Here is a 26,276-nt window from a genome sequence, read left to right as displayed (position 1 = left end):
GGCGGCGCGTGGGGTGCGCGGCGTGCTCGGGGGGCTGGGGCTGCTCGGGCTGCGTCGGCTGGTCCGATCCATCGGGGCGCTCCGTTGCGCGGTCCGGCGTGCTTCGTGGCGGCGAAGAGATCACACGGCCATTGTCGGGGGTGGCGGGCCGTCGTGGGTGGTGTGGTCGGTCACGTGGAGTGGGGGCCTATGTCCCGAGCCGGGTGGGTTGTACGGGGGGCGGTATCGATTGGAAGGCCGTGCGGTCTCTTCGGCATCACGATGCGTGAGGTGATCAGTCGATCGGTGGGGCGCTGTCACCGGGACCCGTACGGTGTGGATCACCGCAGCTCAAGACGCCGATCCCGGTACCGGGGCGCCCCGGCGGGCTGCCCTTTTCCGATTTGTCCCGTGGGGGGAACCGTCGTGCGCAACGCGCTGCTCCGCCGTACCGTCCTGTCTGCCTCCGCCGCGTCCCTGGTGCTGCTCGCCACCGCGTGCGGCGGCTCGGGCAAGGCCGATGCGAAGCCGTCCGGACCGGCTTCCTCGTCCGCCTCCGCTCCGGCTGCACCGGCCGCCAAGGGCAAGACCGACGCGGAGCTGACGCCCCTGCTGGTCGCCCAGGCCGACCTGACCGACCACGTCCTCGAGCCCGTCTCGGCGGAGGACGCCAAGGGGGGCGAGGACTCCACAAGCGACAAGCCCGAGTGTCTGCCGCTGGTCAAGGCCCAGTCCACGGCGGCCATCGGTACCGCCTCCGGCATCGCGCGGGTCATCGTCGTGGCCAAGGGCAAGGAGCCGGCCGCGAACGCCAGCCCCGAGGAGAAGGTGAAGGCCGCGATGGACGCCCTCAAGGCGACCGCCACCTCCGTCACCCTGCAGTCGTACGAGGGGAAGGGTGCGGCCGAGGCCTTCGGGCAGCTCAAGAGCGCGGCCGTGCCGTGCGCCGGCGGCTACACGGCCGACCAGGGGGGCGAGTCCGGCAAGGTCACCAAGGTGACCCAGGCGGCGCCCGTGACCGGCGGCGACGAGGCCCTCGCCTACACCGTCGTGGGCGACGCCGACGGCGAGCCGTTCACGACCCAGCTGGTGGTCGTGCGCAAGGGCAACACCCTCGCCACCTTCTCCGCGATCAGCCTGGGCGGCACGGCCGAGCAGCCGACCGCGGTCGTCGCCGCGCAGCTGAAGAAGCTCGGCTGACCGTTCGGCAGAACGCGTGACGGCCCCGCCCCGGCGCATTCGCCGGGGCGGGGTTTTTCGTCCGGTTCAGGTACCGGGCAGACGGCCAACTACGGCGTACCCTGCGGCTTATGTGCGGAATCGTGGGTTACGTGGGAGCGCAGTCGGCGCTCGATGTGGTCATTGCCGGACTCAAGCGGCTCGAGTACCGCGGCTACGACTCGGCGGGTGTCGCCGTGCTCGCCGACGGGGAGCTCGCCGCCGTCAAGAAGGCCGGCAAGCTGGTCAATCTGGAGAAGGAGCTGGTCGGGCACCCGCTGCCGGCCGGTTCCACGGGGCTCGGACACACCCGGTGGGCCACCCATGGGGGGCCCACCGACGTCAACGCCCACCCGCACCTCGACAATTCGGGGCGCGTGGCCGTCGTGCACAACGGGATCATCGAGAACTTCGCCGCGCTGCGGGCCGAGCTCGCCGAGCGCGGGCACCGGCTGGAGTCCGAGACGGACACCGAGGTCGTGGCGCACCTGCTGGCCGAGCGGTTCGAGGGCGCCGGCGGGGACCTCACGGAGGCGATGCGGCAGGTGTGCCGTCAGCTCGACGGGGCCTTCACGCTGGTCGCCGTGCACGCCGACCAGCCGGACGTGGTGGTCGGCGCACGCCGCAACTCGCCGCTCGTGGTGGGCGTCGGAGAGGGCGAGAACTTCCTCGCCTCCGACGTGGCCGCCTTCATCGCCCACACCCGCTCCGCGATCGAGCTGGGGCAGGACCAGGTCGTAGAGCTCCGCCGCGACGGCGTCACGGTGACCAACTTCGACGGTTCGGCCGCGAACGTGCGGGCGTACCACGTGGACTGGGATGCCTCGGCGGCCGAGAAGGGGGGCTACGACTACTTCATGCTCAAGGAGATCGCCGAGCAGCCCAAGGCCGTCGCCGACACCCTCCTCGGCAGGATCGACGCGAACGGCCTGCTGACCCTCGACGAGGTGCGCATCCCCGACTCGGTGCTGCGCGAGGTCGACAAGGTCGTGATCGTGGCGTGCGGTACGGCGTACCACGCGGCCATGATCGCGAAGCTGGCCATCGAGCACTGGACGCGCATCCCCTGCGAGACGGAACTGGCCAGCGAGTTCCGCTACCGCGACCCGATCCTGGACCAGCGCACGCTGGTGATCGCGATCTCGCAGTCCGGCGAGACGATGGACACCCTGATGGCGCTGCGGCACGCCCGCGAGCAGGGTGCCAAGGTGCTGGCCGTCTGCAATACGAACGGCTCGACGATCCCGCGCGAGTCGGACGCCGTGCTGTACACGCACGCCGGACCCGAGGTGGCCGTCGCCTCGACGAAGGCGTTCCTGACGCAGCTCGTGGCCTGCTACCTGGTCGCCCTCTACCTCGGGCAGGTCCGGGGCACGAAGTGGGGCGACGAGATCCGGTCCGTGATCCGGGAGCTGTCGGACATCGCCGCGGCGGTGGACACCGTACTGGAGACCATGGAGCCGGTACGGGAGCTGGCGCGGTCGCTCGCCGACAAGAACACCGTGCTGTTCCTGGGGCGGCACGTCGGCTACCCGGTGGCGCTGGAGGGCGCGCTCAAGCTCAAGGAGCTCGCGTACATGCACGCCGAGGGCTTCGCGGCGGGCGAGCTCAAGCACGGGCCGATCGCGCTCATCGAGAAGGACCTGCCGGTGGTGGTGGTCGTACCCTCGCCGCGCGGGCGCTCGGTGCTGCACGACAAGATCGTGTCCAACATCCAGGAGATCCGGGCGCGCGGGGCACGGACCATCGTGATCGCCGAGGAGGGGGACGAGGCGGTGGTCCCGTACGCCGACCACCTCATCCGCATCCCGGCCACCCCGACGCTGCTCCAGCCGCTCGTGGCCACCGTGCCGCTGCAGGTGTTCGCGTGCGAGCTGGCGACGGCGCGCGGCAACGAGGTGGACCAGCCGCGTAACCTCGCGAAGTCCGTGACCGTGGAGTGAGCGAAGCGAGTTTGTGGTTGTGATTATCGGTGTGGGGATCGACGTTGCCGAGATCGAGCGGTTCGGTGCCGCGCTGGAGCGCACGCCGGGCCTGGCCGGGCGGTTGTTCCTCGACGCGGAGCTGACCCTGCCGGGCGGCGAGCGGCGCGGTACCGCCTCGCTCGCCGCCCGGTTCGCCGCCAAGGAGGCGCTCGCCAAGGCGCTCGGCGCGCCCGCCGGGCTGCTGTGGACCGACGCCGAGGTGTACGTGGAGGAGACCGGGCAGCCGCGGCTGCGGGTGTCGGGGACGGTCGAGGCGCGGGCGCTGGCGCTGGGCGTGAAGTCCTGGCACATCTCGCTCAGCCACGACGCGGGCATCGCCTCCGCCGTGGTGATCGCCGAGGGCTAGCCCGTCCAGGCACTTCCTTCGGGCAGGCTGGTGTCATGCGTACTGCTTACAGCGTGGAGACCGTACGGGCCGCCGAGCGCGAGCTGATGGCCCGGCTGCCCGAAGGCACCCTGATGCAGCGGGCGGCGGCCGGACTGGCCGCCGTCTGCGTGCGGTTGCTGCCCCGCGTGTACGGATCCCGCGTGGTGCTGCTGGTCGGCCCGGGGGACAACGGCGGCGACACCCTCTACGCGGGCGCGAAGCTGGCCCGGCGCGGGGCCGGGGTGACGGCCGTCGCGATGGATCCGGAGCGGGTGCACGCGGGCGGACTGGCCGCGCTGCGGGCCGCCGGCGGCCGCCTCGAGGCGGCCGTGCCCGGGCGGGCCGACCTGGTGCTCGACGGGCTGGTCGGCATCGGCGGTCGGGGCGCACTGCGGCCGGCCGCGGCCGCGCTGGTGGAGCGGATCCCGGCGGGTGCGGTGGTGGTCGCGGTGGACCTGCCGAGCGGGGTGGACGCGGACACCGGGGAGGTGGCCGGAGCGGCCGTGGCGGCGGACGTGACGGTGACCTTCGGGGCGTACAAGCCGGGGCTGCTGATCGACCCGGGGGCCTCCCGGGCGGGTGCGCTGCACCTGGTGGACATCGGGCTGGGCGAGGTGCTGCCGGCTCCCGAGGCGGAGGCCCTGCAGCACGCCGGCGTGGCGGGGCTGCTGCCGGAGCCGACGCCGTCGAGCGACAAGTACCGGCGCGGCGTGCTCGGGGTCGTCGCCGGGTCCGCGCGCTACCCGGGCGCGGCGGTGCTCGCGGTGGCGGGGGCGCTGCGGGGCGGCGCGGGCGCGGTGCGCTACGTGGGCCCGCCGGCGGTGGCCGACGCCGTACTGGCCCGCTACCCGGAGACGCTGATCGGGACCGGCCGGGTCCAGGCCTGGGTGGTCGGGCCGGGGCTGGGCGACGAGGGCGGCCCGGAGGTGCGGGAGGCGCTGGCGCAGCCGGTACCGGTGCTGGTGGACGCGGACGGGCTGCGCGGGCTGGACCCCGGGGAGCTGCGGGCCCGGGCGGCCCCGACCCTGCTGACCCCGCACGCGGGGGAGGCGGCGGCGCTGCTGGGGGTCGCCCGGGAGACGGTCGAGGCGGGGCGGCTGGAGGCCGTGCGGGGGCTCGCGGAGCGGTACGGGGCGGTGACGCTGCTGAAGGGGTCGACGACCCTGATCGCCCCGGCCGGGCCCGGCCCCGTCCGGGTGAACCCGACCGGGACCCCGTGGCTGGCCACCGCGGGGAGCGGGGACGTGCTGTCCGGGCTGGCCGGGTCCCTGCTGGCGGCCGGGCTGCCGGCCGTGGACGCCGGGTCGGTGGCGGCTTACCTCCACGGCCTGGCGGCCCGCCTCACCGGCGGCCCCCTCCTGGCCCACCAGGTGGCCGAAGCCCTGCCCCGGGCCTGGCGCGAGGTCGCTCGCCGCCACTAGGGCGTGGGTGAGCGTGCGGCGCCGTTGCCGGGGGCCAGTCCCCGGACCCCTGCGCCTCAAACGCAGGCGGGGCTGATTTTGGCCTGGCCCTGCCTGTTCGGCCCGGTCGGCGGGGCTCTGAGAGACTGGGGGGGATGAACGAGACAGCCGCGCGCGTGTACGCCGAGATCGATCTTGACGCCGTCCGGGCGAACGTACGGGCCCTGCGCGAGCGGGCGCCCCGTTCCGCACTCATGGCCGTCGTCAAGGCGGACGCCTACGGGCACGGGGCCGTGGCCTGCGCCAAGGCCGCCCAGGAGGCCGGTGCGAGCTGGCTCGGGACCGCCACGCCCGAGGAGGCCCTCGCGCTGCGTGCCGCCGGGCTGGAAGGCCCCGTCCTGTGCTGGCTGTGGACCCCCGGCGGCCCCTGGCGGGAGGCCGTCGAGGCCGGTATCGACGTGTCCGTCAGCGCGCTGTGGGCCCTCGAAGAGGTACGGGAGGCCGCCCGCGCCGCCGGAATGACCGCCAGGATCCAGCTCAAGGCCGACACCGGCCTCGGCCGCAACGGCTGCCAGCCCGCCGACTGGGAGGCGCTGGTGACCGCGGCCGTCGCCGCCCAGTCCGAGGGGACCGTCCGCGTCACCGGAGTCTGGTCGCACTTCGCCTGCGCCGACGAACCGGGACACCCGTCCGTCCCGCTCCAGCTGACCGCCTTCCGCGACATGCTCGCGTACGCGGAGAAGGAGGGCGTCGAGCCCGAGGTCCGGCACATCGCCAACTCGCCGGCCACGCTCACCCTCCCCGAGTCCCACTTCGACCTGGTCCGCTGCGGCATCGCCGTCTACGGGGTCTCGCCCGCGCCCGAGCTCGGCACCCCCGCCCAGCTCGGACTGCGGCCCGCGATGGCGCTCAAGGCCTCCGTCGCGCTGGTCAAGAGCGTGCCGCCCGGGCACGGGGTCAGCTACGGGCACCACTACGTCACCGAGCGGGAGACCAGCCTCGCGCTGATCCCGGCGGGCTACGCCGACGGCGTCCCGCGCCACGCGTCCGGGCGCGGTCCGGTGCTCGTCGGCGGCCGCATCCACACGGTCGCCGGGCGCGTCGCCATGGACCAGTTCGTCGTCGACCTGGACGGGGACGAGGCCCGCGTCGGCGACGAGGCCGTCCTCTTCGGGGACGCGGAGCGCGGCGAACCCACCGCCGAGGACTGGGCTCAAGCGGCGCATACGATCGCCTATGAGATCGTCACCCGTATCGGGGGCCGGGTCCCCCGCGTGTACCTCAACGGCTGAAACGGTGAGTGAGGGGTGGCGGCGTGAGTGAGAACTGGCGCAAGGCGGGCTGGGCCGGCGCCGCCATCGGCGTGATAGCCGCCGGAGCGGCGGCCGGGGTCGCGGTCGAACGGATCACCGTCGGCCGGGGCATGCGCATGAAGGCGCGCCTCGCGCTCGACTCGACCGCGGAGTACGGATCCCTGCGCGGCGCCCCCGGCACCGCGCGCGCCGAGGACGGCACCGCGCTGTACTACGAGGTCGACGAACTGCCCGAGGAGGGCAAGCGGCGCCGGCTGCGCCGCCGGGCTCCGATCCGCCCGACCGTGGTGTTCTGCCACGGCTACTGTCTTTCGCAGGACTCCTGGCACTTCCAGCGCGCCGCCCTGCGCGGCCTGGTCCGGGCCGTCTACTGGGACCAGCGCAGCCACGGCCGCAGCGCGCGCGGCCTGTCGCAGGCCGACGGCGAGCCGGTCACCTTCGAACAGCTCGGCCGCGACCTGAAGGCCGTCATCGACGCCGCCGCCCCTGAGGGCCCGCTGATCCTGGTCGGCCACTCCATGGGCGGGATGACCATCATGGGGCTGGCCCAGGAGTTCCCCGACCTGATCCGGGACCGGGTGGCCGGGGTGGCGCTGGTCGGCACCTCCAGTGGCCGGCTGAACGAGGTCACGTACGGGCTGCCCTCCCTGGGCTTCTCGACCGTACGGAGGCTGCTGCCCGGGGTGCTCAAGGCGCTCGGCTCCCAGGTGGAGCTGGTGGAGAAGGGCCGACGGGCCACCGCAGACCTGTTCGCCGGCATGGTGAGGATGTACTCCTTCGCCTCGCGCGACGTCGATTCGGCCGTCGCCCGCTTCGCCGAGCGGCTCATCGAGGCCACGCCCATCGACGTGGTCGCGGAGTTCTACCCGGCCTTCCAGGCGCACGACAAGACGGCCGCGCTCCAGCGGTTCGCGGACATCCCGGTCACGATCATCGCGGGGGACGGCGACATGGTCACCCCGCCCGATCACAGCCAGGTCATCAAGGACGCGCTGCCCTCCGCCGAGCTGGTGGTCCTGGAGTCCGCCGGGCACCTGATGATGATGGAGCGTCCGGACACCGTGACCGGGCTGCTCACCGAGCTGCTCGCACGCACCGGGACGGTGTCCGCAGCGGCTAACGTTGGCGGGCATGGAAGAAGTACCTGACACGGAAACGCACGTCACCGTCGGCTCGCCCGACGCCATGCAGGACCTCGGGCGCCGGATCGCCGGGCTGCTGCGCCCCGGCGACCTCGTCCTGCTGACCGGGGAGCTCGGCGCCGGGAAGACCACCCTGACCCGCGGCCTCGGCGAGGGCCTGGGCGTGCGCGGGGCCGTGACCTCGCCGACCTTCGTGATCGCCCGGGTCCACCCCTCGCTGACCGGCGGTCCGGCGCTGGTGCACGTGGACGCGTACCGCCTCGGCGGCGGGCTGGACGAGATGGAGGACCTGGACCTCGACGTCTCGCTGCCCGAGTCCGTCGTCGTCGTGGAGTGGGGCGACGGCAAGGTCGAGGAGCTGTCCGACGACCGGCTGCACGTGGTGATCCGCCGGGCGGTGGGCCACGAGGAGGTCCTGGACGACGTGCGCGAGGTCGTGGTCCGCGGGATCGGTACCCGCTGGTCGGCCGGGGCGGGTCTGGAGGGCCTCGCGGGCGTGCTGGCGGCGGAGCAGGCGTAGCGCGGCGCGGCGAGAAACGTTCCGACAAGTCGTCGGGAAGATATTGCGCGGGCGGCGGGGCGCGTGGTCACATGGTACGGAGGGCTGGTTAGGCGTACCTAAGTGCGGGCTGGCCCCGGCCAGGAGGCAGCCATGTCGGCAACAGGAGCAGCGGGCGTACCCCGTCCGTCCGCCGTGTCCATGGGGGCGCTGCTCGCCGCGGGCGTCGCCGCCAGCGCCGTGTCCACCCCGCCCGCGCGCGAGCGGGCCGCGGAGCCCGATCCCGTACGGGACGGGGCGCAGGGCGCGGAGGACGACGAACAGGCCGCCCCGGAGTCCGAAGCGGCCTGACGGCGGCCCGGAGCGGTCTGGAGCGGCCCAAAGGGCCCTGGAGGGGCCTGAATCGGGTGACCGTCCTGACGACGGAGTCCCCGTACGAGTGAATTCGGCGTGTCGCGGCCGGGCCCGCCAGGGCCCGCCGGCCGGTCGGCCGGGTCAGGGAACGACGACGACCTTCGAGCCGATCGTCGCGAAGGCCCACATCGCGTCGCCGTCGGCGCGCAGCATGCGGACGCCGCCGGTCTTCTTGGCCGGGTCGGGCGCCGGCAGGGTGTTGTCCACGCGGGCGCTGAAGCCGACGGTGACGCCCTGCGGACTCGCGAACCGGACCACGTGCTCGATCGGCACCCCGTCCGAGCCGGTCACCGCGCCCGTGCGGCCGCCCACCGTGTAACTGCCGGGCGCCGGGTGCACCGTGCTCGGCACGACCGCGAAGGACTTCGGCTCCCCGGAGGCTCCCACCAGCCACACGCGCTTGGCGCTCAGCGAGTACACGACGCGCACCCCGGTACCGGATCCGGCCGGGAGGGCCACCGGCTTGGCCGGGTCCGTCTTGGCGGGCCCGGAATCGCTCGGAGCGGGCGCCGGGGTCTGCGCGGCGGCCTTCGGCGGGAGCGCGGGAGCGGAGGCGGAGGCCTGGTAGCCGAGGAAACCGACGACGGCGAGCGCCGCGACGGTGAGCCCGGCCACGATTCCCGAGCTGCTGCGTGCCACCTTGCTCCACCTCTCCGCATGGTCAGTCGATGCCTTCGGACGCCGGGCGGACGATCACCACCTGACACCTGGTCCGAAGGTAGCAGCAGGGGTGCCCGCAGACCGGCCGCAAGGGCCGGGGGCCCCGGAGTCGTAGGCTGTTCGCGTGCTCTTGCTCGCTGTAGATACCGCCACGCCCGCCGTCACCGTCGCCCTGCACGACGGCGAGTCCGTCCTCGCCGAGTCGAACCAGGTCGACGCCCGCCGCCACGGGGAGCTCCTGCTGCCCGCCGTGGACAAGGTCCTCGCCGAGGCGGGGGTCACGCTCGAAGCCGTCACCGGCATCGTCGTCGGGGTCGGCCCCGGCCCGTACACCGGGCTGCGCGTCGGGCTCGTGACCGCGTCCACCTTCGCCTCCGTCCTCGGCGTGCCCGTCCACGGGCTGTGCACCCTCGACGGCCTGGCCTACGCGGCCGGCGCGGCCGGGATCGAGGGCCCCTTCGTCGTGGCCACCGACGCCCGTCGCAAGGAGGTCTACTGGGCGCGCTACGAGGACCCCCGCACCCGGGTCGGCGAGCCCGCGGTGGACCGGCCCGCCGACATCGCCGAGCGCGTCGCCGGCCTGCCCGCCGTCGGCCAGGGGGCGCAGCTGTACCCGGAGGTGTTCACCGACGCCCGGGCCCCCGAGCACCAGAGCGCCGGCACGCTGGCCGCCCTGGCCGCGCACCGGCTGGCGGCGGGGGAGCCGTTCGAGAACGCCGACGGCCTGCCGCCGGTCCCGCTCTACCTGCGCCGGCCCGACGCCGAGGTGCCCAAGAACTACAAGGTGGTCACCCCGAAGTGACGGCCCCCTCAGCAGTCGTGCTGCGCGAGATGCGCTGGTGGGACATCGAGCCGGTGCTGGAGCTGGAGCACGAGCTGTTCCCCGAGGACGCCTGGTCCGCCGGGATGTTCTGGTCCGAGCTCGCCCACGCCCGCGGCCCCGGCGCCACGCGCCGGTACCTCGTGGCGGAGGAGGCGGGCCGGCTGGTCGGCTACGCCGGGCTGGCCGCCGCCGGGGACCTGGCCGACGTACAGACCATCGCCGCGGCCCGCGACCAGTGGGGCACCGGGCTCGGCGCCCGGCTGCTGACCGAGCTGCTGCGCGCCGCCACCGCGTTCGAGTGCGCCGAGGTGCTGCTGGAGGTGCGGGTCGACAACGTCCGGGCCCAGAAGCTCTACGCGCGCTTCGGCTTCGAGCCCATCGGCTTCAGACGCGGCTACTACCAGCCCGGCAACGTGGACGCCCTCGTGATGCGCCGCGTCTCCGATCCGGCGGCCCCCGCAGACCCGGTGGACCCCGATCCCGCACTCTCCGACTCCGCACACTCCGTACCCCTGCAAGGTGAGACGACCCATGGCTGACGAACCGCTCGTCCTCGGCATCGAGACCTCCTGCGACGAGACCGGCGTCGGCGTCGTCCGCGGCACCACGCTGCTCGCGGACGCCATCGCGTCGAGCGTCGACGAGCACGCCCGCTTCGGCGGGGTCGTGCCCGAGGTGGCCTCCCGCGCGCACCTGGAGGCGATGGTCCCCACCATCGAGCGCGCCCTGAAGGAGGCCGGGGTCAGCGCCCGCGACCTCGACGGCATCGCCGTCACCGCCGGCCCCGGCCTCGCGGGGGCCCTGCTGGTGGGCGTCTCCGCCGCGAAGGCCTACGCGTACGCGCTGGGCAAGCCGCTGTACGGGGTGAACCACCTGGCCTCGCACATCTGCGTCGACCAGCTGGAGCACGGGCCGCTGCCCGAGCCGACGATGGCGCTGCTGGTCTCCGGCGGGCACTCCTCGCTGCTGCTGGCCCCCGACATCACCTCGGACGTACGGCCGCTCGGCGCGACCATCGACGACGCGGCGGGCGAGGCCTTCGACAAGATCGCGCGCGTCCTGCAGCTGGGCTTCCCCGGCGGTCCGGTCATCGACCGGCTCGCACGCGAGGGGGACCCGAAGGCGATCGCCTTCCCGCGCGGCCTGACGGGTCCGCGCGACGCCCCGTACGACTTCTCCTTCTCCGGGCTCAAGACCTCGGTCGCCCGCTGGATCGAGGCGAAGCGCAAGGCGGGCGAGGACGTGCCGGTGCGCGACGTGGCGGCCTCCTTCCAGGAGGCCGTGGTGGACGTGCTGACGCGCAAGGCGATCCGCGCGTGCAAGGACGAGGGCGTCGACCACCTGATGATCGGCGGCGGGGTCGCGGCCAACTCCCGGCTGCGCTCGCTCGCCCAGGAGCGCTGCGACGACGCGGGGATCATCCTGCGGGTGCCGCGGCCGAAGCTGTGCACGGACAACGGCGCGATGGTGGCGGCGCTGGGCGCGGAGATGGTCAAGCGGAACAGGGCCCCTTCGGACTGGGACCTGTCGGCGGACTCCTCGCTGCCGGTGACCGACCCGCACGTTCCCGGCCATTCCCACGGCCATTCCCACGGGGACGGCGACGGCGGCGGGCACGGCCACGGACACGGTCATGCGCACGACCACGACCACGTGCACGAGCTGAGCAAGGACAACCTGTACTCGTGAGCACCGTCGCGCTGATGTGGGAGGCCCGGGCCGTGCCCGGGCGGGCCAACGAGCTGCTGGAGTGGGCCCGTTCGCAGATCCTGGCCCAAGACCCGGTGCGGCGCGAGGTGTTCAGCGCCCCGCAGGACCGCGTGCTCGTCATCACCTGGTGGGAGGCCTCCGAGGGGATCGGCGCCGAACTTCCCGAACTGCCGGAACCCGCGGCGGATTTGATCACGCGGGCGGTCCACCGCTGGCGCTTCGAATCGGTGGAGGTCGTGGAGCCGGGCGGAAGCTGAGCCTCCGCCCGGCGGTCCTCCGGGTGCCGGGGCGTGCGGATATGGTCATGTGCATGCCCCGCCGTGACCTGCCGCCGCCGCCCCCTCCCGCGCACCTGCGCGCCTGGCTCGACGTGAATGCCGTACGGGCCGACCGCGCCCGTTTCCTGGGGGAGCTCGGGCGGCGCAGTCTGGGGTTCGGCCGGCTCCTGCTCCTCTGGGCGGTCTCGGCGGTCTTCGCCCTGGGCTGGTCCTTCGTCGGCATGGCCCTGATGGCCATCGAGACGCACGACCCGTTCGCGTACCTCTTCGGCCTGATCTTCGCCGTGCTCGGCGTGGGCGTGCTGATACCGGCCGGGTTCTGGTTCGCCTGGGGCGCCAAGCGGGACCGGCAGGTGCGCCGGCTGCTGTGCGCCTGGGCCGAGCTGGACCGGGACCCGCCCGTGGACGCCGCCGTACGCGCGCCCGGGCGCAGCCTGATCTGGCTGCTGGCCTCCTTCGCCCTGGGCGGGTTCGGACTCTGGGTGACCTTCGGATCGGCGGCTTCGGCCCGGCCCGGAGCCGACACCTACGGGGAGGTCGCCTACACGATGGGCCTCGGCATGATCCTGTGGATCACCGCCCTGCTGGGCCTCGGCAAGGCGGGCGCGCACTACCGGTGGGCGCTGCGGGTCTTCGGGGGCGGAAGGGCGGGAGCGGGTGCGGGCCGGGGCGGGGTCCCGGGGGCCGGCGGACCGTCAGGGCCGGCCGGTCGGTGAGCCGATCAGCATCGAGGGGGCCCCGGCGACCCGGGTCAGGAACACCGTGGCGGAGTTCGGCCCCTGCGGCTTGACCTTCTTGCGCAGCTCCTCCGGCTCGATCGCGGAGCCGCGCTTCTTCACCGTGAGGATGCCGACCCCGCGCTCGCGCAGCAGCGCCTTGAGCTTCTTCAGCCCGAACGGCAGCACGTCGGTGATCTCGTACGAGGTCGCGTACGGGGTCTCGTGCAGCTCGTCGGCGGTGATGTACGCGATGGTCGGGTCGATCAGCCGGCCGCCCAGCTGCTCGGCGACCTCGGCGACGAGGTGGGCCCGGATCACGGCGCCGTCGGGCTCGTAGAGGTAGCGGCCGACGGGGCCGGCCTCGGGATCGGGCAGCGGATCGGCGGTCGCCAGCGCGCGCGGACCGGGCAGCAGGGTGGCGCGGATCTCGCCCGGCGCCGTCCCGAACCACAGCACGGCCTCCTTCACGTCCCCCTGGTCGGAGATCCACTCGGCCTGCGCCTCGGCGGGCACCGCCTCGTGCGGGATCCCGGGGGCGATCTTGATGGCGGCGACCTTCGCGGAGCGGGCAGTGGCGATCGCCCAGGACAGCGGCGGCGAGTAGGACTCCGGGTCGAAGATCCGGCCGCGCCCGCCCCGCCGGGCCGGGTCGATGAAGACGGCGTCGTAGCCCGCGGTGTCGACCTCCGTCACATCGGCCTCCCGGACCTCGATCAGGTCCGCCAGGCCGAGTGCCGCGGCATTGGCGCGGGCCACGGCGACGGTCAGCGGATCGTGGTCCACCGCCAGGACGCGGATGCCGAGCCGGGCCAGGGCGAGGGCGTCGCCGCCGATCCCGCAGCAGAGGTCCGCGAGGCTCCGTACGCCCAGGGCGGCGAGCCGCTCGGCACGGTACGAGGCCACCGAGGCGCGGGTGGCCATCTCCCCGCCGCCGGGGGTGAAGTACATCCGGTGGGCGTCCTCGGCCCCGAACTTCGGGACCGCACGCTGGCGCAGCCGGGCCTGTCCGAGGGCCGCGGAGACCAGTGCGGCGGGGTGTTCGCGGCGCAGCCGGGTGGCGACGGCGATCTCCTGGGCGGGGTCGTAGTCCCGGAGCGAGTCGAGGAGGGCGTGGCCCTCGGGGGCGAGGAGCGCGGCGAAGTCTTCGGGGGTCACGGGTCCATTGTCGGCCACGGTGGGCCACTCGGAGGAAGGTCGGATTCCCCTCGCGGTGTCGCCCGCGACGCGTGCGTGAAGGGTGTAAAGATCCCCGACTATGCAGCTAGTCCGACAAACGGAACATAAGACGCAACACGGTCACCGGATCGCGGCAGTCGCGCGCGGCCGGTTGGGTACGGCCGCGATGGCCGCACTGCTCGTCGCCGCACTCGGCACGGGTTGCGGGGCCGGCGGATCCGAGACGCCGGACAAGGCGGCCAAGGCGAAGGCCGCGGGCGCCGCGGGCGAGCAGGCCGGAGCGGCCGGCGCGCTCGGCACCTACGCCGAGAAGCTGAAGGCCCTCCAGCAGGCGAGGATCGTCGCCGCGAAGAAGTGGGGGCTGCTCAAGCCGCCGCTCGTCGCTCCGCAAGCGCCCAAGGAGAAGCCGGAGATCACCACCCGCGACGGCTTCGAGGTCGAGGGCCAGGACGAGCTGCCCCCGGTCTTCACGACCGTCCCCACGGAGGAGAAGGTCGTCTTCCTGACGATCGACGACGGGGCCGAGAAGGACCCCGAGTTCCTGAAGATGATGCAGGAGCTGAAGCTCCCGTACACCGCCTTCCTGAGCGACTACCTGGTCCGGGACAACTACCCGTACTTCAAGGAGATGCAGGCGGCGGGCGTCACGCTGAACAACCACACGCTCAACCACCGCTACATGCCGGCGCTCTCGTACGAGAAGCAGCGCCAGGAGATCTGCGGACAGCAGGACACGATCGAGAAGACGTTCGGCAAGCGTCCGACGCTCTTCCGGCCGCCGTACGGGAACTACAACGAGGACACGCTGCGCGCGGCCAAGTCCTGCGGGATCAAGGCCGTTCCGCTGTGGAACGAAGAGGCCTTCCCGAACCGGATGGACTGGCGGGAGTGGGACAAGGACCTGCATCCCGGCGACATCATCCTCACCCACTTCCGGGGCAAGGAAGACTGGAAGGGCAGCATGACTGACATGATCCGTCACGTCATGAAGACCGTCACGGACAAGGGGTACGCCGTGGCTCGCTTGGAGGACTACTTGTGAAGCACGCGCGCCGGTTGGTAGCCGGAACGCTGACGGCCGGCGCGCTCGCGCTGTCCCTGACGGGGTGCGGGGACAGCGTGGATCCCATCGAACGGATGGGGCGCAAGGCCACGGAGACGAGGACGACTCCGGCGCCCTCGGGGGCGGCCTCCCCGTCCGCCGCGGGCACCGGCTCGGTGGCCGCGGCGGACGAGGCCTACAAGAAGTGGGGCCTCAGCGGCCCCCTCCAGTACGCGCCCAAACCGGCCGTCAAACCCCAGATCCCGCCGGCCAAGGCGGGGCGGGTCCAGGTCGTCGACCGAATACCCGTCCCGGCGGACGACAAGGTCGTCTTCCTGACGTTCGACGACGGCGCGGAGAAGAGCCCCGAGTTCCTGAAGATGGCCGCCGATCTGAAGTTGCCGATCAGCATGTTCCTCACGGACAACATCGCCTCGTCGGACTACGGCCACTTCGAAAAGCTCCGCGACAACGGCTCCGACAGCACGATAAGCAACCACACCCTGACGCACCCGAATCTCCGGACCCTGCCCTTCGAGGCACAGAAGAAGGAGATATGCGGGCAGCAGGAACGCCTGGAGAAGCGCTTCGGCAAGCGGCCGACGCTCTTCCGCCCGCCGTACGGCAATCACAACGACGACACCCTCAGGGCCGCGCACGAGTGCGGGATATCGCAGATCCTCCTGTGGCGCGTGTCGATGCAGATCAACAACTTCCAGTACGCCGAGGGCTCCGCCCTGAAACCGGGTGACATCATCCTGGCCCACTTCCGCGGCCCCGCCGAGCTGAAGGGCACGACGGAGACCGAGATGACGACCCGGATGCTCCAGCGGATACAGGAGCAGGGATACCGGATCGGCCGCGTGGAGGACTACCTGTAAGACGCGGTGGCGTGGGGCTCGGACCCGGCGAGCGGGGTGATCGTCGTCTCCGCCGGGCCCCGGGCGTCCGCCTCGCGTTGTCGTTCGGTGCTGTCGGAGATGCGCAGCAGCAGGGCGATCATGATCCAGTTGGCAAGGAGGGACGAGCCGCCCGCGGCCAGGAAGGGCAGGGCCTTGCCCGTCAGGGGGATCAGCCCCGTGACGCCGCCCGCCACGATGAAGACCTGGATGGCCAGCGCGGAGGACAGGCCCACCGCCAGCAGCTTGCCGAACGGGTCGCGCGCGCCCAGTGCCATCCGCAGCCCGCGCTGCACGAGGAGCGCGTAGAGGATCAGGACGGCCATGACCCCGGCCAGGCCGAGCTCCTCGCCCACCGTCGTCAGGATGAAGTCGCTGCGGCCCGCGAACTTGATCAGCTCGGGATGGCCCATGCCGAGGCCCGTTCCGGAGATGCCGCCCGTGCCGAAACTGAACAGCGCCTGCGCCGACTGGTCCGAGACGACGCCCGGCGGCCGGTCCTTCCAGTAGTACGACAGCGGGTTCAGCCAGGCGGCCACGCGCGCCTTGACGTGCGGCTCCGTCGTGCCCACGACGAAGGCGCCCGCCGAGGCCAGGACCAGGCCGCAGACGATCCAGCTCGTGCGCTCGGTGGCCACGTAGAGCATGACCACGAAGACGCCGAAGAAGAGCAGCGAGGTGCCGAGGTCGCGCTCGAAGACCAGTACGAGCAGCGAGATGATCCACACCGTGATGAGGGGGCCGAGCTGGCGCATCGGCGGCAGCCGCATGCCCAGGAACTTGCGTCCCGACAGGGCCAGCGCGTCGCGGTGGATCACCAGGTAGCCCGCGAAGAAGACCGCGATCATGATCTTCACGAACTCGCCGGGCTGCACCGACAGCCCGCCGAGCTTGATCCAGCGCTTCGCCCCGTAGGTGTCCGCGCCGAAGAAGGCGGGCGCGATCAGGGCCACCAGCGCGACGACCATCGTGATGTAGATGAACCGCTGGAGCAGCCGGTGGTCGCGCAGGAGCGCCAGCACCGCGATGCAGGCCGCTACGCCGATCACCGTCCACATCAGCTGGCCGGGAGCCGTCGGCGGGGAGTTGTATCGCTCCAGGTACCCCTGGTCGAGGCGGTGCAGCAGCACCAGCCCCAGCCCGGTCAGCAGCAGGGCCAGCGGGAACACCAGCGGATCCGCGTACGCCGCGAACCGGCGGATGGCGAGGTGCCCCACCAGGGCGAGCAGCGTCATGCTGACCACGAAGCCGGTGAGGCCGGGCGGCAGCTCGTCGTTCATCGCGAGGCCGGCGGCGACGTGGCCGGAAATGGTCACGGCGAGGACGAGGACGAGGAGCAGTGCTTCCGTGCGGCGGCGCGCGCCCGCCGAGGTCAGGGGTTTCAGTCCACGCACGGGACGCCGCCGCCGTCGATGGCGGGGGTTCCGCTGCTGCTCTGGGACGGTGCGGGCGCGGGGGCCGGTGCGGAGCTCCGGGACGAGCCCGGGGTAGAGCCCTGCGGGGCCGGCGTGCCCGGTGAGGAGGGAGCGGCGCCAGGCGCGCTCGGGCTCGCAGAGGCCCCGGGCCCGATCCGCTCGGCTATGAACCGCTTTATCTTCATATCGTCTACGACGTTTATCTCTGCGCCATGGTTCCTGTCGAAGCGCTCGATGGGAAGGGTCACAAACTCCACGTTGCCCCCGGACAGGTTCTTCGCCTGCTTCACGAACGACAGCAGGTCCCATCCCCGATCGGTGACGACGTCCTGCTTCGCCGAGTCGATCAGCTTCATCAGCTTCACCGGATCGGTGAAGGTCCCGGCCTGGTTCAGCTTGTAGGTCGCACCCGCCAGGAACGCCTGCTGCCGCTTCGTCCGGTCCAGGTCGCCCATGGTCAGACCCATCCGCTGACGGACGAAGGCCAGCGACTCCTGACCGTTGAGCGTGTGCCGCCCCGCCGAGAAGTCGGCCCCGGAGTTCTTGTCCTTCACCGCGTGGTTCAGGCACACCGGTACGCCGCCCAGCGCGTCCGCCAGGTGGTAGAAACCGGCCAGGTTCAGCTCGGCGAAGTGGTCGATCGGCACCCCCAGGAAGGTGCGCACCGTCTCGATCTCCGCCTTGCGCCCCGCCTCGCGCCCCTCGTGCTCCAGCTGCCGCCGGTCCGTGACCCCCTTGGCGGCGAGCTGCTCCTCGACCTTGGCCTTCGCCCGCCCGTACGCCTCCTTGATCTTGGCCTTGCCGGTGAACCCGGGCACCCCGTGCAGGTCGACGAAGTCGTCGCGCGGCACCGAGAAGGCCTTCGCCTTGCCCCCGTCGCCGGGGACGTGCAGCAGGATCAGCGTGTTGGTGTTGTAGCCGCCGACCTCGGAGCTCGCGCCCGCGTGCAGCTTGTCGAGGATGGCCGGCGGCAGGTCCTCGCCGTTCTGGTCCCGGCGGCTGTCCAGACCCATCAGCAGGATGTTCGTATCGCCGAACTTCGATTTCTCCGCGCCCTCCAGGGCCTTGGAGCTGCCGATGCTGGAGGCGAGGTCGTCGTACAAGTACCAGGCGGTCGCCCCCGCGAGCACCACCAGGGCGCAGCCGGACGCCAGCAGGGTGCGGGTGAGCCTGCGGCGGCGGGACGCGGGCATCGGCGGCTTGTGTTCCCGGGTCTTCCTGCGGTGGGCGCTCATGCATCCCGATGCTGGGGGAGCGGTGCTGAAGGAAACCTGAGGGTCCTGAAGGCGCCTTCAGAGGCGGGCGGGGTGCGTGGCCGAGGCGGGCAGGCGCAGCACCAGGCGGGCGCCGCCGGCGGGCGCGGGGAGCGCGCTGACCTCGCCGCCGTGCGCCCGGGCGATCTCCCGGGCGATGGCCAGCCCCAGGCCGGTGCCGCCGCCGGCCCGGCTCCGGTCCGCGTCCAGCCGCACGAACCGCTCGAAGACCCGGTCCCGGTCGGCCTCCGGGATGCCCGGCCCGTCGTCCGTGACCTCCAGCAGCGCCCAGCCGTCCTCGGTCGAGGCCCGGACCGCGACCCCGGTACGGGCGTACCGCAGGGCGTTGTCCACCAGGTTGGCCAGCGCCCGCTCCAGCCGCGCCGGATCCCCGGCGGCCGGTACGGGAGCCCGCGCGTCCAGCCGTAGCCGGGCCCGGGGCTCCGGGCGCCGCGCCGCATCCTCGGCGGCCAGCAGCGCGAGGTCCACCGGCTCGGTGCGCGGCGCCGGCCCGCCGTCCAGCCGGGCCAGCAGGAGCAGATCGGCCGCGATGCCCTGCAGCCGCTCGGTATCGGCCAGCGCGGCGGCCACCGACTCCCGGTCGGGGTCCCGCAGCGCCACCTCCAGCCGGGACCGGACGGCGGCGAGGGGGTTGCGCAGCTCGTGCGAGGCGTCGGCGGTGAACTGCCGCTGGCGGGCGTCGCTGCGCTCCAGCCGGTCGAGCGTCTCGTTGACCGTCCTGGCCAGCTGCGCGATCTCGTCGGCGCCGCCCGGGTCCGGGACCCGCCGGTCCAGCTCGCTCCCGGTGACCGCCGCCAGCCCGGTGCGGATCGCGGTGACCGGGCGCAGCGCATGGCCCGTCACCCACCAGGCCAGGGTCGCCGCGAAGACGATCAGCGGAGGCGCGCCGGCCAGCAACCCGACCGCGACGGCCCGGTTGGAGTCGTCGACGTCGCCGAGCACGGTCGCGGCGTAGACGGTGTGCGGATCGTGCGCCCCCGGCGGGCCGGGCGCGTCCACGGCGACCACCACGCGCCGCTGTGCGCCGGGGCGCGCGGGCGGCAGGACGGCCGATCGCACGTCCCGGCCAGGCGCGGGGCTCAGCTCCGTGAGCTCCGGGGTGTCCTTCAGGTCCCCGCTGGTGGCCACGACCGTCCCGGCGGCGTTCCGTACGAGGACCAGGTCGACCCCGTCCTCGGGCGCGGGCAGCCGGCCGGCGGCCGGGAGGATCCCGGTGTCGTACTGGCCGGCCACCTTGCGGGCGGCGAGCTCGGTGCGGCCGGTGGTGTTCTCGATGAGGTTGGCGCGCAACAGGGTGTAGAGCCACAGCCCGCCTGCGGCCAGGACGGCGGCCATCGCGAGGGCGGCGGCCGCGGCGGCGCGTGCGCGGAGGCTGCCGAGGCGGCGGGGTCGGCGCGGTGCGGGCCCCGGCCCCGGCCCCGGCCCGGGCTCAGCCACCGTCCGGGGCCATCCGGTAGCCGGTGCCGTGCACGGTGAGGATCGAGCGGCGGCCGAAGGGGGCGTCGATCTTCCGGCGGAGCGAGGAGACGTAGACCTCGACGATGTTCGGGTCGATGCCGTGCGGGCCGTCCCAGACCTCGTCGAGGATGTCCTGCTTGGCGACGGCCCGGCCGGGCTGCTCCATCAGGCAGCCCAGGACGCCGAGCTCACGGGCGGTCAGCTCGATCTCGTGCGCGCCCCGGCGGCAGCGGCGTCCCTGGGCGTCGAGCACGAGGTCGCCGGCCTGGAGGACGGCGGGCCGGGCGGCGGTGGCGGTGCGGCGGGTGAGCGCGCGGAGGCGGGCGGCGAGGACGACGAAGGAGAACGGTTTCGTCAGGTAGTCGTCCGCGCCTGAGTCCAGCCCTTCGGCCTCGTCGTACTCGCCGTCCTTGGCGGTCAGCATCAGCACCGGGGTGGCGACGCCGTGGGACCGCATCCGGGTGCAGATCTCGTAGCCCGAGAGGCCCGGGAGCATCAGGTCGAGGAGCACCACGTCGTACGGGCCTCCGGTGAGGGCCAGGTCCAGGCCGCGGTGGCCGTCGTGGGCGAGATCGACCCAGTGGCCGTCGGCGGAGAGGCCGCGCCGCAGTGAATCGGCGAGGCTGACTTCGTCTTCGACGACCAGGATCCGCATCCCCCAAGCCTCACATACCGGGCGCCGCACCTCCTCGATGCGCCGCTCGCGCGGTGCGACCCCTCGGGGCCGGCTCGGCGCCGCTGCGCCCGGCGCAGCGGTCCGGGGACTGGTCCCCGCCAGCGGCTCCGCACCCCGAGAGGGCGGATCCAGCCGGCCCCGGCTGCGAAACCAGCGGCGCGTATTGGCACTCCGCTTGACCGAGTGCTAATCCCCGGAATAGTCTCGCGTCTGGCACTCGCCCCTGGTGAGTGCCAGCCCTGCGACAGGTAGATCCGGCACCCGCGACGACGGATCGACAAAGTCGCCACCCAGACAGTTAACTCCGGATCTCCGAAGCGGAAGGTCAGATCGTGACGACCACCAGCTCCAAGGTTGCCATCAAGCCGCTCGAGGACCGCATTGTGGTCCAGCCGCTCGACGCCGAGCAGACCACGGCCTCTGGCCTGGTCATCCCGGACACCGCGAAGGAGAAGCCCCAGGAGGGCGTCGTCCTCGCGGTGGGCCCGGGTCGCTTCGAGGACGGCCAGCGTCTCCCGCTGGACGTCACCGTCGGCGACGTCGTCCTGTACTCCAAGTACGGCGGCACCGAAGTGAAGTACAACGGCGAGGAGTACCTCGTCCTCTCGGCCCGCGACGTGCTCGCGATCGTCGAGAAGTAATCACTTCTCCAGTTTTGCTTTGAGCTACGCCCCTGGTCACCCCTGCTGATGCCGGGCGGCGAGGGGCGTAGTTCGTGTCTGACAGGCGGTCGCGGTGAGCGGCCGGGGATAGCAACGAGAGGGCTGAACCGCTCCCATGCCGAAGATTCTCAAGTTTGACGAGGACGCCCGTCGCGCCCTTGAGCGTGGCGTCAACAAGCTTGCCGACACCGTGAAGGTGACGATCGGTCCCAAGGGCCGCAACGTCGTCATCGACAAGAAGTTCGGCGCTCCCACCATCACGAACGACGGTGTCACCATCGCGCGTGAGGTCGAGCTCGACGACCCGTACGAGAACCTTGGCGCGCAGCTCGTCAAGGAGGTCGCGACCAAGACCAACGACGTCGCGGGCGACGGCACCACCACCGCCACCGTCCTGGCGCAGGCGCTGGTCCGCGAGGGTCTGCGCAACGTCGCCGCGGGTGCTTCCCCGGCCGCCCTGAAGAAGGGCATCGACGCCGCGGTCAAGGCCGTCTCCGACGAGCTCCTCGCGACCGCCCGTCCGATCGAGGACAAGTCCGACATCGCCGCCGTGGCCGCGCTCTCCGCGCAGGACCAGCAGGTCGGTGACCTCATCGCCGAGGCGATGGACAAGGTCGGCAAGGACGGTGTCATCACCGTCGAGGAGTCCAACGCCTTCGGCCTGGAGCTCGAGTTCACCGAGGGCATGGCCTTCGACAAGGGCTACCTGTCCCCGTACATGGTCTCCGACCAGGAGCGTATGGAGGCCATCCTCGATGACCCGTACATCCTGATCAACCAGGGCAAGATCTCCTCCATCCAGGACCTCCTGCCGCTGCTCGAGAAGGTCATCCAGGCCGGCGCCTCCAAGCCGCTCCTGATCATCGCCGAGGACGTCGAGGGCGAGGCGCTCTCCACCCTCGTCGTCAACAAGATCCGTGGCACCTTCAACGCCGTCGCCGTCAAGGCGCCCGGCTTCGGTGACCGCCGCAAGGCGATGCTCCAGGACATGGCCACCCTCACCGGTGCCACCGTCATCGCCGAGGAGGTCGGCCTCAAGCTCGACCAGGCCGGTCTGGACGTACTGGGCTCCGCCCGCCGCGTCACGATCTCCAAGGACAGCACCACCATCGTCGACGGTGGCGGCTCTTCCGACGAGGTCCTCGGCCGCGTCAACCAGATCAAGGCCGAGATCGAGTCCACCGACTCGGACTGGGACCGCGAGAAGCTGCAGGAGCGCCTGGCGAAGCTCGCCGGCGGCGTCTGCGTCATCAAGGTCGGCGCCGCCACCGAGGTGGAGCTCAAGGAGAAGAAGCACCGTCTCGAGGACGCCATCTCGGCGACCCGCGCCGCGGTCGAGGAGGGCATCGTCTCCGGCGGTGGCTCCGCTCTCGTCCACGCCGTGAAGGTGCTGGAAGGCAACCTGGGCCTGTCGGGCGACGAGGCCACCGGTGTCGCGGTCGTGCGCCGCGCCGCCGTCGAGCCGCTGCGCTGGATCGCCGAGAACGCCGGCCTCGAGGGCTACGTCATCACCTCGAAGGTCGCCGAGCTCGAGAAGGGCCAGGGCTTCAACGCCGCCACCGGCGAGTACGGCGACCTGGTCAAGGCCGGCGTCATCGACCCGGTCAAGGTCACCCGCTCCGCGCTGGAGAACGCCGCTTCCATCGCGTCCCTGCTGCTCACGACCGAGACCCTGGTCGTCGAGAAGCCGGCCGACGACGAGGGCGACGCCGGTCACGGCCACGGTGGCCACGGCCACAGCCACTGACCTCGTCAGCAGGCGGTAAGCAGTAAGCAGTAAGCACGGCAAAGCCCCGGTCACCGCTGCCAAGCGGTGGTGACCGGGGCTTTCCCGTGTGCCGCCGACCCGGGGCGGAGGGCTATCCGGGCATCATGCCCATCTGGCGCATCAGGCCCGGGGCGTCGTAGTACCACCAGTCCTCGGCGATCTGGCCGTCTTCGATCCGGCAGGTCGTACAGCCCGACATGGTGAATTCCTTGCCGGTCGGCGCGACCCCCATGAACTCGCCCTTGTGGGTGCCCTTCCAGTCCCACAGGGTGGTGACGCAGTCCCCTTCGGCGATCTGGCGCGTCATGTCGAAGGTCATGTCGAAGGCGCCCCGCCACATGCCGACGGTCTTGCGGATGCCCTCGCGGCCGTGGCCCTCGCCGGTCTTCTCCATGATGTCGTGGGTGACGTAGTTGGCCGCGATGCAGTCTTCGATGGCGTCGAAGTTGCCTTTGCCCACGACCTCCTCGAGGAAGCGGTTCACGACGAGCTTGTTGAGGTACTCGTCGCGAACCACGTCGAGGTTCATGAACTTCGGCATTCCGTCGCAGAGCGCCACCATCTCCTGGAACATCCGGTCGGTTTCCGGGAGCTGAGAGTTCCTCATGGCCTCTTCGTACGAGGGGAATTCGACGAGGTCCACGTAGTGGGTCTTGGAGTCGCGGTCCCTGCCGATGAGGGTGTGGGTGACCGTGCGCTTGCCGGCGGTCTGCTCGGCATAACGGTCGATGAGACTGTTCATCTCGTCGAAGCGCTTGGTCTCGTAGTCGATCACTTGTACGAATGTCATCGCGTCGCCTCCCGCGCTGGATGGGACACATCCAGTCTAGGGAGATTTCACCCATATGCCGCGTTTACCGACGGGTCGCCGCGGGCCCGGTCACTGGGGCCCGTACTTGCGCCCCGTGCGCGAGGACACTCCGCCCAGCAGCCCCCGCGGGGCCACCTTCACCAGGCCCATCAGCGCCTTGTACCGCGGGTCCGGGATCGACACCGTCTTGCCCCGCGCCAGATCGGCCAGGGCCGCCGCCACCAGCTTGTCGGCGTCGAGCCACATCCAGCCGGGGATGTTGTCCGTGCCCATGCCGGCCCGCTCGTGGAACTCGGTGCGCACGAAGCCCGGGCACAGCGCCATCAGCCGTACGCCCGAGCCGGACAGGTCCTTGGCCGCGCCCTGGGTGAACTGCACGACCCAGGCCTTGCTCGCCCCGTAGGTGCCGCGCGGCAGGAATGCGGCCACCGAGGCCACGTTGATCACGCCGCCGCGCCCGCGCGAGCGCATCGGCTCCACGGCCGCCGAGGTCAGCCGCAGCACCGCCTCGATGTGGACCTTCAGCATGGTCAGCTCGTCGGCCATGGAGACTTCGAGGTAGCGGCCCTTGTTGCCGAAGCCCGCGTTGTTCACCAGCAGGTCCACCGGGTGCTTGCGGTCGGCGAGGCGTTCCTCGACGGCCGCGATGCCGTCCTCGGTGGAGAGGTCGGCGGCCAGCACCTCGGCCTCGATCCCGTGCCGGTCGTGCAGCTCGGTGGCCTGCTCGCCGAGCCGCTTGGTGTCCCGGGCCACCAGGACGAGGTTGTGGCCCTCGGCGGCGAGCCGCCGGGCGAAGGCGGCGCCGATGCCCGCCGTGGATCCCGTAATCAACGCAGTCGTCATAGGCGCAACCTAGTCGCCCTGCTTCCCGTACTTCTCCACGTGGGCCAGCGCCTTGTCCCGAGCCTCCGGCTCCAGGGCGTCGCCCGCCGCCAGCGTGCGCGGCAGCAGCTCCCGCTCGGTGGTGAAGGCGCGGAACCAGAACTCCACCGTCACCTCGTGGTCCGGGCGGTGCACGACCTCGATGGTGTCGCCGGGGGAGACCGAGCCCTCCCGCAGGACCCGCAGGTAGGCGCCCGGCCGGGCTTCCTGGGTGAACCGCTTGACCCACGCCTTCTCGCCGAGAATCCCCTGGAAGGTCCGGCACGGGATGCGGGCCGAGGCCACCTCCAGGAGCAGGTCGGGGCCGACCCGCCAGCGCTCGCCGAGCAGCGCGCCGTTCACGTCGAGGCCGGAGGTGGTGAAGTTCTCGCCGAAGATCCCGCCGGGCAGTTCGCGGCCGAGCTCGCGCTCCCACCACTCCAGGTCCTCGCGGGCGTACGCGTACACGGCCTGGTGGTCCCCGCCGTGATGGCGCAGGTGGCAGACGTCGTCCCCTTCGACACCGCTCGCGCCGATGCCCTTGGGGCCCGGCGCGAAGACCCGTACGGGGCCCGGCGCGGGGATCTTGCCGTGACCGGTCAGCCCGTCCGGGGCGTCGGTGTAGTCGACGGCCGTCGCGCGGCCGAGGTTCACGGAGATCAGGTGCATGGCCCCACGCTAGCGGAATCACCTCAAAGGCGGCCGGGGATTATTCGCGCCCATGTCAAAGCACCCCTTATGCTCGAAGGGTGATCGAGGCACGCCATCTCCGAGTTCTGCGCGCTGTCGCCGGAACCGGGTCCTTCTCCGCCGCCGCCCGCGAGCTCGGCTGCACCCAGCCGGCCGTCTCCCAGCAGATGAAGGCGCTGGAGCAGTCCGCCGGCACCCCGCTGCTGATCCGCACCGGGCGCGAAATGCGCCTCACCCAGGCCGGTGAGGCGCTGGTCCGGCATGCCGCCGGGATCCTCGCCGGGCTGACGGCCGCCGAGGAGGAGGTCGCGGCCATCGCCGGGCTGCGCGCCGGCCGGGTCCGGCTGGTCTCCTTCCCCAGCGGCAGTTCCACCCTGGTGCCGACCGCGCTCGCGGCGATGCGCGCCGAGCATCCCGGAACCCGGATCTCGCTGGTCGAGGCGGAGCCGCCGCGTTCGGTGGAGATGCTGCGCGAGGGGGACTGCGATCTCGCGCTGGCCTTCCGCTACGGCGGTGCCTCCGGGTCGGCGGCCGAGTGGGAGGACCTCGTGGTCCGGCCGCTGCTGACCGACCGGCTCGTCGGACTGGTTCCCGAGGGGCACCGGCTGGCGGGAGCGGAGCGGGTGGGCATGGCGGAGCTGGCCGACGAGCCCTGGATCGCGGGCTGTCCGCGCTGCCGCCGCCATCTGGTGGAGGTGTGCGAGGCCGCCGGTTTCACCCCGCGCATCGACTTCGCGACCGACGACTACCCGGCCGTGGTCGGCCTGGTCGGGGCGGGGCTCGGGGTCGCGGTGCTGCCGGAGCTCGCGGTGGAGTCCGTACGGGCCAAGGGCGTGAGCACCCTCGCCGTGGAGCCGGCCGTCGAGCGGGAGGTCGTCGCGCTGACCCTGCCCGACCTGGCGCGGGTCCCGGCGGTGGCCGCGACCCTGACCCAGCTGGAGCGGGCCGCCCGGCGCTGACGGCCCGGTCCGGCACCGGAGCACCCGCGCCGGACCGGCGCCACCCGAAGGACCGTACGGCGGTACGGCCGGTCGGGT

Annotated in this window: 27 protein-coding genes; 18 read left to right on the top strand and 9 right to left on the bottom strand. The window is 72.3% G+C overall.

What is annotated here, in order from left to right; genetic code table 11:
* Window positions 1-390: 390 nt before the first annotated feature.
* From ACE1OC_RS16600 to ACE1OC_RS16565, 8 genes are all read left to right on the top strand, one after another.
* A complete protein-coding gene (locus ACE1OC_RS16600) occupies window positions 391-1,179 on the top strand; it encodes a hypothetical protein (RefSeq protein WP_407837681.1) in 789 nt (262 codons plus the stop codon).
* A gap of 110 nt (window positions 1,180-1,289) precedes the next feature.
* Window positions 1,290-3,140 (top strand): glutamine--fructose-6-phosphate transaminase (isomerizing), encoded by a 1,851-nt coding sequence (gene glmS, locus ACE1OC_RS16595; RefSeq protein WP_382972150.1) that lies wholly within the window; start codon window positions 1,290-1,292, stop codon window positions 3,138-3,140.
* 19 nt (window positions 3,141-3,159) lie between these two features.
* Window positions 3,160-3,528, top strand: coding sequence for a holo-ACP synthase (locus ACE1OC_RS16590; RefSeq protein WP_407837680.1), 369 nt, complete (start codon window positions 3,160-3,162; stop codon window positions 3,526-3,528).
* Between the two features lie 35 nt (window positions 3,529-3,563).
* Window positions 3,564-4,970, top strand: a complete 1,407-nt coding sequence (locus ACE1OC_RS16585) for an NAD(P)H-hydrate dehydratase (protein WP_407837679.1) — start codon at window positions 3,564-3,566, stop codon at window positions 4,968-4,970.
* Between the two features lie 134 nt (window positions 4,971-5,104).
* On the top strand, window positions 5,105-6,241 hold the full coding sequence (gene alr, locus ACE1OC_RS16580; protein WP_407837678.1) for an alanine racemase: 1,137 nt from the start codon (window positions 5,105-5,107) through the stop codon (window positions 6,239-6,241).
* Window positions 6,242-6,264: 23 nt separating this feature from the next.
* Entirely contained in the window at window positions 6,265-7,410 is a 1,146-nt protein-coding gene (locus ACE1OC_RS16575; RefSeq protein WP_407837677.1) for an alpha/beta fold hydrolase, read from the top strand.
* On the top strand, window positions 7,394-7,924 hold the full coding sequence (gene tsaE, locus ACE1OC_RS16570) for a tRNA (adenosine(37)-N6)-threonylcarbamoyltransferase complex ATPase subunit type 1 TsaE (RefSeq protein WP_407837676.1): 531 nt from the start codon (window positions 7,394-7,396) through the stop codon (window positions 7,922-7,924). Before ACE1OC_RS16575 ends, tsaE begins: the two co-directional genes overlap by 17 nt.
* A gap of 132 nt (window positions 7,925-8,056) precedes the next feature.
* Window positions 8,057-8,254, top strand: coding sequence for a hypothetical protein (locus ACE1OC_RS16565; RefSeq protein ID WP_407837675.1), 198 nt, complete (start codon window positions 8,057-8,059; stop codon window positions 8,252-8,254).
* A gap of 144 nt (window positions 8,255-8,398) precedes the next feature.
* Here ACE1OC_RS16565 and ACE1OC_RS16560 read toward each other — a convergent pair whose 3' ends face one another.
* A complete protein-coding gene (locus tag ACE1OC_RS16560; RefSeq protein ID WP_407837674.1) occupies window positions 8,399-8,956 on the bottom strand; it encodes a hypothetical protein in 558 nt (185 codons plus the stop codon).
* Window positions 8,957-9,101: 145 nt separating this feature from the next.
* Here ACE1OC_RS16560 and tsaB point away from each other — a divergent pair, with 145 nt between their 5' ends.
* From tsaB to ACE1OC_RS16535, 5 genes are read left to right on the top strand one after another with little or no spacing between them, the layout of a single operon-like run.
* On the top strand, window positions 9,102-9,779 hold the full coding sequence (gene tsaB / locus ACE1OC_RS16555) for a tRNA (adenosine(37)-N6)-threonylcarbamoyltransferase complex dimerization subunit type 1 TsaB (protein ID WP_407837673.1): 678 nt from the start codon (window positions 9,102-9,104) through the stop codon (window positions 9,777-9,779).
* Window positions 9,780-9,808: 29 nt separating this feature from the next.
* Complete coding sequence (rimI, locus tag ACE1OC_RS16550) at window positions 9,809-10,339, top strand: ribosomal protein S18-alanine N-acetyltransferase (RefSeq protein ID WP_407841584.1); 531 nt, start codon at window positions 9,809-9,811, stop codon at window positions 10,337-10,339.
* Window positions 10,332-11,489, top strand: coding sequence for a tRNA (adenosine(37)-N6)-threonylcarbamoyltransferase complex transferase subunit TsaD (tsaD, locus tag ACE1OC_RS16545; protein WP_407837672.1), 1,158 nt, complete (start codon window positions 10,332-10,334; stop codon window positions 11,487-11,489). The genes rimI and tsaD overlap by 8 nt, the downstream gene beginning before the upstream one ends.
* Window positions 11,490-11,503: 14 nt before the next feature.
* The gene (locus ACE1OC_RS16540) at window positions 11,504-11,767 is read left to right on the top strand and encodes a hypothetical protein (RefSeq protein ID WP_407841583.1); all 264 of its coding nucleotides are present in this window, start codon (window positions 11,504-11,506) and stop codon (window positions 11,765-11,767) included.
* Between the two features lie 53 nt (window positions 11,768-11,820).
* Window positions 11,821-12,504, top strand: coding sequence for a hypothetical protein (locus ACE1OC_RS16535; protein ID WP_407837671.1), 684 nt, complete (start codon window positions 11,821-11,823; stop codon window positions 12,502-12,504).
* Here the strand turns inward: ACE1OC_RS16535 and ACE1OC_RS16530 are convergent.
* Window positions 12,484-13,662 carry a THUMP-like domain-containing protein gene (locus tag ACE1OC_RS16530; protein WP_407837670.1) on the bottom strand — a complete coding sequence of 393 codons (1,179 nt, stop codon included), beginning with the start codon at window positions 13,660-13,662 and terminating at the stop codon, window positions 12,484-12,486. The two genes, ACE1OC_RS16535 and ACE1OC_RS16530, sit on opposite strands and share 21 nt — an antisense overlap.
* Before the next feature lie 187 nt (window positions 13,663-13,849).
* On the opposite strand from ACE1OC_RS16530, the gene ACE1OC_RS16525 reads away from it, so the two are divergent.
* Together ACE1OC_RS16525 and ACE1OC_RS16520 are read left to right on the top strand one after the other, a co-directional pair.
* Entirely contained in the window at window positions 13,850-14,725 is an 876-nt protein-coding gene (locus tag ACE1OC_RS16525; protein WP_407837669.1) for a polysaccharide deacetylase family protein, read from the top strand.
* 14 nt (window positions 14,726-14,739) lie between these two features.
* Entirely contained in the window at window positions 14,740-15,606 is an 867-nt protein-coding gene (locus ACE1OC_RS16520; RefSeq protein ID WP_407841582.1) for a polysaccharide deacetylase family protein, read from the top strand.
* Here the strand turns inward: ACE1OC_RS16520 and ACE1OC_RS16515 are convergent.
* From ACE1OC_RS16515 to ACE1OC_RS16500, 4 genes are read right to left on the bottom strand one after another with little or no spacing between them, the layout of a single operon-like run.
* On the bottom strand, window positions 15,597-17,018 hold the full coding sequence (locus tag ACE1OC_RS16515; protein WP_407837668.1) for an FtsW/RodA/SpoVE family cell cycle protein: 1,422 nt from the start codon (window positions 17,016-17,018) through the stop codon (window positions 15,597-15,599). The genes ACE1OC_RS16520 and ACE1OC_RS16515 overlap by 10 nt on opposite strands.
* Window positions 17,006-18,274 (bottom strand): LCP family protein, encoded by a 1,269-nt coding sequence (locus ACE1OC_RS16510; RefSeq protein WP_407837667.1) that lies wholly within the window; start codon window positions 18,272-18,274, stop codon window positions 17,006-17,008. The genes ACE1OC_RS16515 and ACE1OC_RS16510 overlap by 13 nt, the downstream gene beginning before the upstream one ends.
* Window positions 18,275-18,331: 57 nt before the next feature.
* Window positions 18,332-19,750, bottom strand: coding sequence for a sensor histidine kinase (locus tag ACE1OC_RS16505; RefSeq protein WP_407837666.1), 1,419 nt, complete (start codon window positions 19,748-19,750; stop codon window positions 18,332-18,334).
* A complete protein-coding gene (locus ACE1OC_RS16500; RefSeq protein WP_407837665.1) occupies window positions 19,743-20,426 on the bottom strand; it encodes a response regulator transcription factor in 684 nt (227 codons plus the stop codon). The genes ACE1OC_RS16505 and ACE1OC_RS16500 overlap by 8 nt, the downstream gene beginning before the upstream one ends.
* Before the next feature lie 353 nt (window positions 20,427-20,779).
* Between ACE1OC_RS16500 and groES the strand changes: the two genes are divergently transcribed.
* Both groES and groL read left to right on the top strand, forming a co-directional pair.
* Entirely contained in the window at window positions 20,780-21,088 is a 309-nt protein-coding gene (gene groES / locus ACE1OC_RS16495) for a co-chaperone GroES (protein ID WP_008739621.1), read from the top strand.
* A 136-nt stretch (window positions 21,089-21,224) separates the two neighbouring features.
* Window positions 21,225-22,856 (top strand): chaperonin GroEL, encoded by a 1,632-nt coding sequence (groL, locus tag ACE1OC_RS16490; protein WP_250744124.1) that lies wholly within the window; start codon window positions 21,225-21,227, stop codon window positions 22,854-22,856.
* 112 nt (window positions 22,857-22,968) lie between these two features.
* On the opposite strand, the gene ACE1OC_RS16485 is transcribed toward groL, so the two are convergent.
* The 3 genes from ACE1OC_RS16485 to ACE1OC_RS16475 all read right to left on the bottom strand — a co-directional run bounded on the left by ACE1OC_RS16485 (window position 22,969) and on the right by ACE1OC_RS16475 (window position 25,218).
* Entirely contained in the window at window positions 22,969-23,667 is a 699-nt protein-coding gene (locus ACE1OC_RS16485) for an ester cyclase (protein WP_407837664.1), read from the bottom strand.
* Between the two features lie 90 nt (window positions 23,668-23,757).
* Window positions 23,758-24,531 carry an SDR family NAD(P)-dependent oxidoreductase gene (locus tag ACE1OC_RS16480; RefSeq protein WP_407837663.1) on the bottom strand — a complete coding sequence of 258 codons (774 nt, stop codon included), beginning with the start codon at window positions 24,529-24,531 and terminating at the stop codon, window positions 23,758-23,760.
* A gap of 9 nt (window positions 24,532-24,540) precedes the next feature.
* Complete coding sequence (locus ACE1OC_RS16475) at window positions 24,541-25,218, bottom strand: MOSC domain-containing protein (protein ID WP_407837662.1); 678 nt, start codon at window positions 25,216-25,218, stop codon at window positions 24,541-24,543.
* A gap of 80 nt (window positions 25,219-25,298) precedes the next feature.
* Here ACE1OC_RS16475 and ACE1OC_RS16470 point away from each other — a divergent pair, with 80 nt between their 5' ends.
* A complete protein-coding gene (locus ACE1OC_RS16470; protein ID WP_250744120.1) occupies window positions 25,299-26,198 on the top strand; it encodes a LysR family transcriptional regulator in 900 nt (299 codons plus the stop codon).
* The last annotated feature ends 78 nt before the right edge of the window (window positions 26,199-26,276 follow it).

The sequence above is a fragment of the Streptomyces stoeckheimensis genome, assembly GCF_045822005.1.
Lineage (GTDB): Bacteria > Actinomycetota > Actinomycetes > Streptomycetales > Streptomycetaceae > Streptomyces > Streptomyces stoeckheimensis.
Note: the sequence above shows the minus strand (reverse complement) of the source record. Positions and strands in the feature narration are given on the sequence as shown.